The sequence below is a fragment of the Paenibacillus ilasis genome (genome assembly GCF_043195395.1).
Taxonomy (GTDB): domain Bacteria; phylum Bacillota; class Bacilli; order Paenibacillales; family Paenibacillaceae; genus Paenibacillus_AQ; species Paenibacillus_AQ lautus.
Map to the genome: position 1 here is coordinate 3,002,122 of NZ_JBHDJG010000001.1, position 12,632 is coordinate 3,014,753.

The 12,632-nt window shown below is 55.6% G+C and carries 6 protein-coding genes; all 6 read right to left on the reverse strand.

What is annotated here, in order from left to right; genetic code table 11:
* Nucleotides 1–20 precede the first annotated feature (20 nt).
* A complete protein-coding gene (locus tag ACETK5_RS13630) occupies nucleotides 21–1,172 on the reverse strand; it encodes a glycoside hydrolase family 88 protein (protein WP_394056212.1) in 1,152 nt (383 codons plus the stop codon).
* Between the two features lie 72 nt (nucleotides 1,173–1,244).
* Nucleotides 1,245–5,498 carry a glycoside hydrolase family 2 protein gene (locus tag ACETK5_RS13635; protein WP_394056214.1) on the reverse strand — a complete coding sequence of 1,418 codons (4,254 nt, stop codon included), beginning with the start codon at nucleotides 5,496–5,498 and terminating at the stop codon, nucleotides 1,245–1,247.
* Nucleotides 5,491–6,168: a hypothetical protein gene (locus tag ACETK5_RS13640; protein ID WP_326119678.1), complete on the reverse strand. Its 678-nt coding sequence runs from the start codon at nucleotides 6,166–6,168 to the stop codon at nucleotides 5,491–5,493. The genes ACETK5_RS13635 and ACETK5_RS13640 overlap by 8 nt, the downstream gene beginning before the upstream one ends.
* Before the next feature lie 111 nt (nucleotides 6,169–6,279).
* Nucleotides 6,280–10,053 carry an Ig-like domain-containing protein gene (locus ACETK5_RS13645; RefSeq protein ID WP_394056215.1) on the reverse strand — a complete coding sequence of 1,258 codons (3,774 nt, stop codon included), beginning with the start codon at nucleotides 10,051–10,053 and terminating at the stop codon, nucleotides 6,280–6,282.
* Nucleotides 10,054–10,183: 130 nt separating this feature from the next.
* The gene (locus tag ACETK5_RS13650) at nucleotides 10,184–11,701 is read right to left on the reverse strand and encodes an ABC transporter substrate-binding protein (protein WP_394056217.1); all 1,518 of its coding nucleotides are present in this window, start codon (nucleotides 11,699–11,701) and stop codon (nucleotides 10,184–10,186) included.
* A 36-nt stretch (nucleotides 11,702–11,737) separates the two neighbouring features.
* Nucleotides 11,738–12,622, reverse strand: coding sequence for a carbohydrate ABC transporter permease (locus tag ACETK5_RS13655; protein ID WP_394056219.1), 885 nt, complete (start codon nucleotides 12,620–12,622; stop codon nucleotides 11,738–11,740).
* Between the last annotated feature and the right edge of the window lie 10 nt (nucleotides 12,623–12,632).

Consider the following 12,632-nt stretch of genomic DNA (forward strand, 5'->3'; position numbering starts at 1 on the left):
GTCTCTCACTTTTTATGCACTCATTCTTTCACTTTGTTCCTCTTAGGTTCATACCAATAACCGGGACGCCCGTTGTTTAAACGCATGAGCGCTTCAAGAAAGAAATAATCCCCCCATATAACAAAATCGTCCGGCGCGATCCCTCCCCTGACAAAATACGAACCATGCCGCAGAAAACCTTCTTCATCCGGGTTACCGTCCGTAAAATAACCGTTAACCATCGAGACCATCGAACGCCGAACGGCATTTATGAAAAATTCCCTGCGGGGATCATCGCCTGGCAGCTGATCCGCGATTTCCAGCATCCCGCATGCCGCAATGGCAGAGGCAGAGCTGTCCCTCGGCGTTAGCGCCGATGCCGGGACGTCGAAATCCCAATAGGCGACCTGATCATCCGGAAGGTGGTCGATGTAATAACGCGCCATTCGAATGGCAGCGTCCAAATATTGCGGCTCTTGGAAATAACGGTAAGCTAGCGCGAATCCGTAAATGCCCCAAGCCTGCCCCCGCGACCACGTAGACCCATCCCTGTATCCTTGGTGCGTCCCGCCTCGCACGGAATCGCCAGATTCCAGATCAAAATAAAAAGTATGATAGGATGAGCCGTCTCCGCGCACCAGGAATTTCAAGCTTTTGTCAGCGTGAATGCGTGCGACATCGGCATATGCAGCATTTCCAGTCTGTTCGGTGGCCCAGCATAACAAGGGCAGATTCATCAGGCAGTCGATGATGATCCTTCCGCCGTTTTGAGGATCATGTTCAGGACCCCATGCCTGGATAAGCTGAAGCGAGGGCCTCCATCGTCTCATGAGCGCATCTGCGGCTTGCAGTGCCGTGTTCTTGGCAGCCTCGTCTCGTTCCACGAACCATTCCGCCAAAGCGGATAATGAATACAAAAAGCCGATATCATGATGCTCCAGCTTTTGGTTTTGCGTTAATCTCTCTTGAAACGAACGCACGGATCGGATAGCTGCCTCACGAAAGCAGGGATCCTTGCCGTACTCGTAACTTAGCCACAAAATGCCAGGCCAAAATCCCTCCGTCCAATCCGTATGATTCACCAGCTGATACTTGCCGTCCCCGTTTCCGACATGCGGAAACCGATGTTCAAACCGGGCGATATTCGCTTGGGTTGTGTGTAAGGTTCGTTCGATGACAGCGTTCCAGTCCATAATGCCCTCCCATATCCATTTTGTTTCATCTGTTCTGGCTCCATCCCGATACCGATACCGTCTATAGTTCGACTATTTCGGTTCGACTTCATCCAGGGTCATGCGGTATTCCAGATCCTTCATGTACGTCCCGTCCGCGTGCAGAAAGGTCATGCCGAAGGCAATATCCTCGCCGGTTCCGCAGACGATCGCGATCAGCCGGTTAAGTCCGCCCTTCAAGACAAGCTCGCGCTCCGGTTCACGCACATGCTCACCGTTCAGGTAAATGGCATACGGCACATTGGTATGAACTCGCAAACGTCCCGTGCTGACTGGCTTAGCACCTCCAGGTACCTGCACAAAACAGCTCATAAACCATGGCTCATCTCCGGTGCAGGCAATCCGCATCATTCCATCCTCGGGCTGCCGCTCTTTTTTCTGCATCCAGCCGTATAGGCCTTCACCCAAATTGTTCAACGAAAATTCGGGATCGGTATAGTAGGTCTTCATCGCCTCGTAATCGACATGAGACGGGCAAGGCAGTACCATAACCGCTTCCACGGCCCACGCCCCGTCGTCTTTCTCGCTCTCCAGCAAGCCGTCATCAAAGACGGCACCCTGATTGGCGAGCAAACGGGTATAGAGTCTCAGTGCTTTTTCATTGTTGGGGTCTAGCAGAAGCTGGGAGCACAGGATGGAGCCTGCCCCCGTCCTCTCTTGGACCAGAAACGCTCCGGAGGAACGGGCTTTCCTGCGGTTCAGTTCGACCAGTGCGAGACGGCTGTATTCGGATGTGTAGCCATTCGCAAAATAATCCTTCCAAGCGGTTCCCTCGATGCTTACGCACAAAGCGTCCGTGCCCTGCACCTCAAGCCGGTTACTGGCCAGCGGCCGGTTGGTGACATCACGCGGCGAAAGGAACACTTTATCATAGCCGAACAGGTCAACCGGGCTGAAGCCGCGTACGGCCTCGTTGGTGTAATCCGCCGCTAAATGGTACGTCTCGTGCGGCTCCGCTCGCACCGGCCGATCCAACAAGCGGGCTAGCGTGTTCTGCTGACTGCTGTCCGCCGGCAGGACAAGCACATGCCCGCCGGCTTCGGCATAACGCCGGACGGCCTCGGCTGCGCCAGGAGCCGCAAGCAGGCTTGCTTCGGCTACCAACAGGCCGAATGAATGCGCAGCCGATACGGGAAGGTCGCCCCATCCATTTTCGTCGTGAGTCGCGTCTTTATTGATCAGCGCATCGGCATCCAGCACCGTGCAGTGCAGCCGAAGCCGGTCGAGGAACGCAGCCGCTTCCCCGCCGGGACGGACCAGCGCACCCACCGGCCGCCCAGTCGCACCGCGAGCTATCTCAGTACGACCGGTGTAAGCCAGCAGGTTGCGCAGCAGCAGGCAGGCTTGCGGAGCGCACCGAAGATTAGCCATCAGCTCCAGCTGATTGGCCACAAACATGCCGCTTCCGCTTCGGTACTCCAAGAGCGGTGTCCATAGATCCCCACCGTCGCCGAAGTCGCCGGCGCTGCATTCCAGCAGCAGGGTGAAATCGCCTTGGAGCGGCTTTTCGAATGCGGCGTGAATGATCGGCAGCGGGCCCTCTTCGCGAAGCTTTTCGTGCCAGAACATCAGATCCGGGTCGCTTAAACCCTTCAGCACCGGATGTTGGTAATCGCCGGCATGGGCCCGAAGAAACGGTCTTCGCGACAGCCTCAGCCGGCCGCCGAGCGACAATCCTGTCTGCTCCAGCAGCAGCAGGCGACCGCCGCGTGCGACGAAGCCTTTTAGCAGCGCCTCCAACCCGCCATCCGGGTCCTCCAACTTGCTCCCGATGATCAGCAACTGATCGCATGACAAGAGAGCAAGCCCTTCCCGGGCTACCCGCTTGCAGCCGGGAACAAGATTTCGAATCTTGAAGTAATCTTCATCCGATCCCCAATAAGCCGCCGGACGATCAACATCGACCGGCTCGTGAAGCAGGGTTCCCGACACAAGCCGGTATTCCTTCCGCAGCTCATGCATAAGCCGATCGCCGTGGAACAGCTCTGCCGTCAATACTATCGTTCCTTCCGTCTCAACGGAGAGCGGTGCCCACGACATCTCGATAGTTTTCTGCTCGGCCGGCTCCTGACGGAAAGCGAAACAGCGTTCATGAACGACCGTTTCCCCTTGCCTAATCACGCACTCAATCCGAACATCCTGAGCGGACAACGTGTCGTTGAAGACGTCAAAGCTGCGTGTAATGGTTGCGTCGTCGAAGAAACAGCGGTTGTATTCGGCTGCAAACATCGTGACCGGCTTAAACGCCTCCCCCATGATGGCAAATGCCGGATTAGGCACGTACGTCGGGTGTTCCGGCAGCAGGCCGTTATTGATCGTAAGCGAATAGGCCGGTATCACCTTGGGCTTTACCCCCGGCAAGCCTGGTCCGGACGATGGAACAGCGACGTCGTTCTCCGGCATTGACCGCATGAAATAATGAGCAAAATTGAACGTAGCTATGCCCGAGACGCCTTGCCGCCGCGCATACTCCACGAATAGGCGTTCCTTTTGCGCCAGCCCGGCCGTACTTTCGTCCGTACTCCGATATGCCTGCAGCCCCGCATACATGCTGGCGTTTTGCGGGCATATGTACCACCAGCCACCGTGTTCACCGAAGGTCAATGGGACCGAACGGTCCCATTGCGCGATGGTGCCGTCAATATTGTAATGGCGGCTTTCCACCTCCGTATGGGCTTTGGACACCAGTCGGTTGTCGCCTTCGGCGACGATCGGACGCGTGGCGTCCAGTTCCCGGATCGCCTCCATGAGGCCTGGAATATGCAACTTATAGCCGTCCCGGCCGTCCACCCAGCGCATTTCGTTCTGCAGGCTCCACATGATGACGGAAGGATGATTCTTATCTCGCTTCACGAGCCGCTGTACATGCAAGCGGCAGTTGTCCAAGTAATCGGGATGGTCGGCGAGCATGGATTTGCCCGATCCGTATATCGCCGTTTCGTCGATGATCAGCATGCCCTCTTCGTTGGCGATTCGCACATAATCCTCCGGATAAGGCTCAGCATGCAGCCGGATGCTGTTGATTCCGACGGAGCGGCACATCCGGTACCAGTTGCGGATGTACGCTTCGGTCTGCTGCAGTCCGCCTTGAAAATGCCACGAATCGCCGCGCAAACGGATCGGGATGCCATTCAACATGAATTGAGGACCTTCGCACCAAAATTCACGGAAACCAAACATTTCCTCGCGCCGGTCCAGGACCTTCTCTCCCTCTACAAGTTCAAGCTCCGCCATATATAAATACGGCGTATCCGGATCCCATAACATGGCGTCACTCCACTCCAAATTAAAGGAAGCGCGGTAGACCGCCCCGCCGCGTTTGTTTTCGCACAGCCTAACCTTCACCGCAGCCGCTGGATCGATGCGCTGTGCCGTCTTCTCTGCCTGGAGGACAGGCACGGCCCGCCCTCCGTCTCCGAATCGCAGTCCGCCTCCTTCCCCCTCCTGTGCACAGAATCCCTCCGTTTCACTTCCAAGCCTACGGCTTTGCAATGACTTCTTCTCATCAGCCGCATACCGGCTGCTGCTACTGCTTATCGAGTCTGCAACTTCCCTCGTATCTGACTTTTCTTCCTCTTGCCTTAGCACGCCAATCTCCCGTATGTTCAACCTGACGTGAAGGGGACCATGCTCCCCACCTATTTCCGCCGTCCCAGCGGTGACGTCCAGTTCAAGCCGCCCTCTCCGAACGGATGTGCGGATGGTTACGTCCTCTATAGACAGGACCGGATGGCTTTCTAGGTAAACGTCCTGCCATATTCCACGGGCAACATTGCCGAACCAGGAGCCCATCAGCCCGGTCACCTTCACCATGCCGTTTGCCAACGTTACTTTATCGAAGCTGCCGCATACGACATGGAGATGATGCTCGCGCCCCCGCTCGACCCAAGGCGTGATATCGAGATGCAGCGGCAGGTAGCCGTCTTCCCATACGGCGACTTCTTCCCCGTTAAGAAATAGGACGGCCTTTTGCATGATGCCGTCCATTCGCAGCACAATCCGCTCCCCGGACATGGATTCGGGAATTTGAAAACTTCTATGCAACACGCCCGCTTCCGCGCGGTCCCATTCTTTCGGGTAGCCGTAGAGATCCATCGGGGCATACCCATGCTCGCAAATTTCGCCAAACGTTCTGCCGTTCGCCTGCACATAGGACCGTCTCCAGCTGGAAGGAACCTGGATTTGCTGCGGCTCGTAGACGATCTCCTCCGGAAGCTGCCGGCACTGCGGCTGCCCATAGAGCGGCATGAAGTCCCAGTCCCCGTTCAGGCATAACCGGTTACCCATGGTGTGCTCCCTTCCTTTCGAAGAAGGAGCGTGCATCCAGTACAAGCTCCAACTCCCGCCAGATCTCCTGACCGGAGGGAGCTTCCTCCCACTTCATAAAATGCGGATCCATCACCGCCGCCCAATCGTTCGGCCGTAGCGTCGTTTTCAGTTTTCCTTCATAAGGGGCTGGCTCGAGAGTGGCTGGAAGCTCTGAGTAAAAAAAGAGCAAATTCTCATGCAAACCGATGATGCCAAATTTATCTCCGTCGCCCGGCCGTTCTTCCTGGTACTGGTAATGATAGTACACGTAGCTTGACACCTCTTCGGGCTTTAGCCGGGCAATCCTTCCATACGGTACACTGTGAACATTTCCCCGTACCCAATGCTGCTCGGAAACGGGTGCTTGATAATGGAAAATGTCGGCCATCGACGTCCACCTGCGTCCCGGATCCCCTCCTGGCCAAACGGCCAGCCATGCCTCAGCTTGCGGCAGCAGACTTTCCGGAAGGACCTTCTCCCCATGGCATTCATAATAAAGAAACAACTGGCTTCCGTCTGCAAACAAGCTTAATCGGGACACGCATTTTTGTTCCATCGCCGCATGGACCTCTTGTGAAATACTTTCGCCCCGTAACAGCATAAGGATATCTTCCTCGATTCCCTCCGCCCTATATAGGCATCGTTGCATGATGAACCTCCTCGTGAATTTTGAAGCTGTGGAGATCAAAATTCGTATCCTTTTTATTTGACGATTGTAAAAGGCGCTCCCCCATATACCGGGAGGAAGCGCCTTCATACCTTAAGGCACCACCGTGAACCGGATGTTGTCAAACAGCATGTAGTCGAATCCGCTCACGTAGAAGCCAACTTTGCCGGATGGCCGATGATTCAGATCGGTGCCGGCAAGCTTCGGCTCGCCGTCCACATAAATGGAGACGTCCCCGTCCTTTACGCTGACCTTGACTGCATATTCCGTTTCCGGCTGCAGGTCTCGATTCGGCAAGACGGACTCGGCGATCTTCTGCCAGGCCGTGTCGTAGAGAATCCAGGCGGATGTCCCATCCACGCGGGTCCGATAGCCGATCCGGATGGAGCCGCTTGCATCCTGCCGATCAAAGACGTACATCGTGCCGTCGTCCGGCATGACGGCCGGGGTCTTCAGCGTGAACTCCAGCTCATACGATTCGAAGACTCGGTCCAGGAGGCCTGTTGCCCCGTTCATAATTTTGTAGCGGCGATTACCGTCCGGATCGGCCGCGATGCTGCGATTCGGGTCTACTGGCCAGCCGTTGCCCCCCGATTCGAAGTCGGTCTCGTGCATGATGTTCGAAACGGTCACGGCGATATCCGCTTTGATGAGCGGGTTGACCACGGACACGGCTGTGATTACGGTCTGGCCTTCATAAACGGCGTTAACAACGCCCGTATCGCTCACCTCAGCCACCGCCGGATCGGCGGATTGCCAAGTAACGCCGGTATCCGGGGTATCCGCGGGGTCGAACGTCAGCTGCAGCTGATGCTGCTCGCCGGCGGTAAGCCGCACTCCGCGCTCCGACGGAATGATCCCGGCCAGCTCCGTGCTCAGTGCCTTGAACCGGATGTCGTCAAACAGCATGTAGCTGACGTTGTTGACGTAGAATCCGACCTTCCCCGCCGCGTTATGTCCGGGATCGGCGGCCTTCAGGCGGAATTGGCCGTCCACGTACACGCTGATATCGCCTCCTTTGACCCGCATCTTGATCTCGTATTCCGTATTCGGCTGCAGGTCGTGTCCGGGGAGTTTCTCTTCATGCAGTACGGTCCAGGCTGCGTTATATAGCAGCCAGGAGGAGGAGCCGTCCGGACGGGTTTTGTATCCGACGCGGGTCGAGCCGCTGCCCGCCTGTCGATCGAACACGTACAGCGTTGCGTTTTCCCCGATCGACTCAGGCGTCTTCAGTTTGAAGCTCAGCTCATAATCGGTGAAGGTTTTGTCGCTGAGTGCGGTAGCGCCGTTCAGTATTTTATACCAGCGGTTGTCGCCTTCCTTGGCGATGCTGCGGTTCGCATCCTGCGGCCAGCCGTTAGCACCTGACTCGAAATCGGTGAAATCCATGATCCCGTCTCCGGCTTCGACCGTGACCCCCACCATTGCTGTGAGCTGCGGATTCTCCGCCGACGCCACCGTGATGACCGTTTGACCCACCGCCTGGCCTGTGACGATGCCGTTAAGGTCAACCGTGGCGATGCCGGGATCGGCCGACGTGAAGACCAGCTGCGGGTTATCGGCGTTCCACGGGAGAACCGCCGTCCGCAGCTTCACGGTTTTCCACCGGTCCACCGTGATTTCGTTGTCGTAGACCACCACGCTTTGCACTGGGTAGCTGTCCGGGCTGTTGGTCGTGCCCGCTTTCCCGTTGATGCCAATCTCGTGAAATGGGATATCAGGGAAGCCGGGGATGGCCTGAAATACTTCCGCATCCGGACGCAGCGACAGATCGCCTCCTGCCAAATCGACGAACCCGGGATCCTCGTCGGTTACCCAGTTATCGGCGTATTGGACAAGATTGAATTTGTCGTACGCCCCCTGCTCGTTCGTTGTCGTGCTGCGTGGAACCGTCGGATTGTAGACGACGTTGCCGTGAAACGTATTCGTATCCGGATAATAACGATTTTCCGTGAAAAAGTTCGCCAGCTCCGGATATTTGGCCAGGTACGGCGTGCCGACGAAGTCGTTGTTGGCCTCGAACAGCGCCTCCCACTTCGGCATGTAATTCAGCGGAACTTGATCGTCCGGCTCATCGCCGAGAAACAAATCCGCGTAGTCATATGGAACCTTGCTGTCCACGAAGATATTGTTGCGGGACAAAATATGCGCGCCTCCGTTGTTTTTGATTGCCGAATTCCCCATACGATAGAAGATATTCTCATCGATCTGAAGCCCCATCGTGAAATTATCAGGATAGACCCCTTCTACGCCGGGTTTGCTTTCTCCGATGTTGTGGAAGTAATTGCGACGGATGACGGTGCCCCGCTGCTGGGGCGTTTCGCCTGCATTCATGTAGATGGCGCCGAGATCCGAGAAGGTTTTGCATACGTCGTAAATATCGTTGTACTCCACAAGATGATCGTTGCCGAATATCAGCACGCCGGGATGGGGAGCATCGTGGAGCTCGTTATGCGACATGCGGTTGCCCACTCCGGACAGGAGGACGCCCGGGTTGTACGCCTTATGATAATAGGCAAAATCATGAATGTGCGAGTTCTCCACCGCGTTGTTGCCCGGCGAAAGTGTTGTCTTGTCGCCTCCGGTAAGCGTGACGGCGGTTCCCCCGATATGGTGGATGTGGGTAAACTCGATCTTGTGGTCCGTTCCCGGAACGCCGGTAAAATCGTTGTAATGGAACCGGCTCTGAGTGTTGACCAGCACGCCGCTATTGGTGAAATTGCGTATTTCGCTATGGAGGACGCGCATATGGCTGCCGCCCATGAAGACGACCGCCGAATCGCGCCCGTTCTCCAGGATCAGCTCCGAGAAATCGATATAAGATGCGTCCAGCGCATTGATCATCGGCGTCTTCAGCATCGTCACTTCAATGGATGGATTCGCGGTCATGAATTCGGCGTTCGGCAGAAAATAGAGCTTTCCGGCCTGGCGGTCGATGTAATACTCGCCGGGCATATCGATCTCCTCCAGCAGGTTTTGAGCGAAATGGAAATCCGGGTACCAGTTCTTGAAAATGCCGCTCATTTCTCCATACCGGAGCGTAATGCTCTTGGCCTGGGTGTCGATGGAAGCGATCTTGTTATAGGACCATTCCCAGCTGTAGCCGAAAATACCATCCAGCCAGATGTCGTCCGCCTGCGTCCAGTATTGCGGTCTGTCATATGTGTACGTAAAGGTCCCGCCTCTCGTATGAACCTCCCCGTTTGGATCTTTCCGCGTTGGTCCCGGATCGAGAATTTCGTCCATTTGTACGGTTCCCTCGTTCGGCCAGCGGGCCAGCGTCATCCCTTGCCCGCCCACGTACAACTCCATCGGCGGTACCTTGCTTAAATCGTTGGCCAAATAATAACCATGCCGGCTCATCTCGCCGTAATCGGTAATGCCGAGGGCGGCCAGATCGGCGACCAGCACTTCGTTTCTTGCCTCTTCGCTGATCATACGGTTCAGTACGGCAGAATCGGTTACCGGAACGAATGCGGATTTCTCCAACTGCTTAGAACCCGACAAAATAACCGTTTCACCTGGATAGGCCGTATAGGTGACCGGCTTACCCGATTCCCCTGAATCCTGCAAACCCAGCTCGAAGCTGGTTGCCCGCTCATACCGGCCTTCGCGAAGATAGACCGTGACGCCGCCGCGAGGCAGTCCTTTCTTCGCTTTCAACGCCCGAATGGCGTCACGCGCTTTTTCCAACGTTCGAAACGGTTTCTTGATCGTCCCTTTGTTCGAGTCATTTCCGTCTATGGCCACGTAATAAGCCGTCCCGTGCGGATTTCCATAAGCCGACGCCGTCTCGGCGGCCGGTAGAAATGGATACAGCGCGAACAACAGACTTGCCGCCAGTGCCGCAAGCACAAGCTTCTTCATAAATCGCTCCCCTTCCTCCAGCGTGGAATCCGGTCAGCTTTGCCTACGCCGTGCGCAGTGTCGGCAAAGCCCACCCAGGCAGCAGGTTTCTCCCGTTTCGTCTCCATCCGTCTACAAGCCTACGGGCCGATTATTTCAAGCCCTTCTCTTTTAGGAATTGCTCGAACTGACGCGTCACCTCCTCGACGTATTTATCTTCGCCCGCCTCCTTCAGCTTGCCGTAAAGAACCGGCCAGGTTTCCTCAAAATCAAGCGTTCCGGTCACGAGTCCCCGTTTGTACTCGCCCCATACGGCGTTCAGGTTGGCGATTTCCGTGCTGACTGGCTCGGAATTGAACTTGAATGCGCCGACCGGATTGATTTCGGAGCTCGTATTGATTTTTTTCGTTTCCTCCCAGATATTTTCCGGTTGCCCTTCCTTCAGGTAGGAATTGAACACGCTGCCGAACACCCAATCCATGTTCGGACGATACCTGGAATCCGGCATCGCTTTGATATAATCGCCGCTCAGTTTCTCGTAATGCACTCCCTCTAAACCGTTGATCAACAAATTGTAGAGCTCCTTGTCGGTGTTGATCAGATTGAGCAGCATCAGGGCCCGTTCCGGATTCGAGGAAGTTCGGCTGATCGACTGGTTGGTTGTGGCTGAATAGCCGTTGGAGAACCAATCGCTGAGCGGAATGATGATGACATCGTTGCCGCCGTTCTTCGGCTTGACCTCCGCCTCGACCCCCGGCTTCAGCGTGACGTCGAACTCGACCGCGATCTGGCCTTTGGATTGGTAGTCGGTCATTTTTTCCGTAGCCGCGTCCTTGTGAATGTACCCGGCTTTATACCATTTGCTGGCCAGTCTGAAATTGTCCAGCTCCTCTTCGGGATAGCGATGAAGCGTATAAGACGGGTCATCGGTCTTGATGTAGAAGTGATCGTCAACCCCCGGAACGACCCAGTATTGATCGTCATGCGCCTGCGGATTGACAAACGAGCCGCCGAATAGTCCGATCGGGATAATCCCAGGCTCGTTCTGCTTGATTTGCTCAAGGAACGGCTCGATATCCGCTATCGTTTTGATCGTGGTAGGATCCAAGCCGTATTTGTCGGCAAACCGCTTCTGTACGATGAAGCCGTATCTCGAACCATTGATCTGCTGGTTCGGAATGCCGTAAATTTCCCCGTCCACCGAGAGACCGTCCCACATTACCTGAGGGACATCCGCCTTCAACTGAGGCGCGTACTCATCCAAGAGCCCGTTCAGCGGTTGAATCGCTCCCTTTCGTACCAGCTCTTCCGGTTTCAGCATATAACCGGTCCAGAGAATGTCGAATTTCTCGCCTGCTGCCAGTACGGTATTCATCTTCTGCACGTAATCCCCGATTGCAACCGGCATCAGTTTTACGGTGGCGTTCAGCTTCTCTTTCACGATTTTGTTGATTTCCTCTTCGACCTTCTTCTGGTCGGGCTGCAGCTGCAGCAGCGGGTAATACCAAGTCAGCTCGACGGGATCAAGCGCGTCCGTGCCGCCTGTATCCGGTGACGATCCTTGCGTGTCCGGCGTTCCACTATCCGTCGCGCCGTTACCGCCGCAGCCGGCAAGCGCGGACATCACGATGAAGATGATCGCCAAGAGCCCTAGCAGTCTTTTTTTCATAACATGACCTCCTGAGTGTTTAATTGGTTTTGTATGTTAACCCTTGAGGGAGCCAACCGTAAGCCCTTTCACGAAAAACCGCTGGAAGAACGGAAAGATGATCAGCATCGGTCCACCAGCCAGCACCGCGATCGCCATTCTTGCCGAGTTGTTCGGAAAGCTGGATAAATCGATGCCCAGCTGCTGCGCAAATTCCGAATTGGAAGTAATGAACTCGATGCTGCCAAGGGTCCGCACGAGCAGCAGCTGCAAGGGGACCTTGTTCGGATCGTCGATGTACAGCATGGCATTGAACCATTCGTTCCAGTACGTGAACGAGATCAGCAACCCAAGCGTAGCCAAGGCTGGCGTTGACAGCGGTAATATGATCCTGAAAAATATCCGCAGCTCCCTCGCCCCGTCGATTTTGGCGGATTCCACGATTTCTAACGGAATTTTGGACATGAATCCTTTCATGACCATAATGTTGAACGGCGAGAGCAGCACTGGCAAGATCAGTGCCAGCAAGCTGTCTTTCAAATGCAGGTACTGTGTGATGAGAATATAGGAAGGAACGAGCCCTCCGCTAAACAGCATCGTGAAAAATACGTAGAAAGTCGTTGCCCGGTTGTAGCGGTAATCCGGCCTTGAGATGACGTACGCGGTCATGGCGGTGAGCAGCAGGCCTGCCAGCGCTCCGATGGCGGTCACCGTAATCGTAACCCCGTAAGCCCGCAGCAGAATGTCGGGTGCATCCAGAAGATAGCGATACGCCTCCAGACTCAATGATTCGGGCAGAAACTGATACCCGTTGTCGGTTAGCGACGCTTCATCCGTCAACGACACGGCGACGACGAGCAGAAATGGCAGGACAACCGCCAGCGAGAGCAGGATGAACAGCAGATGGATCAACAGTTTGGGTAGTTCGAACTTCTTAGGCATCGGATGTCCT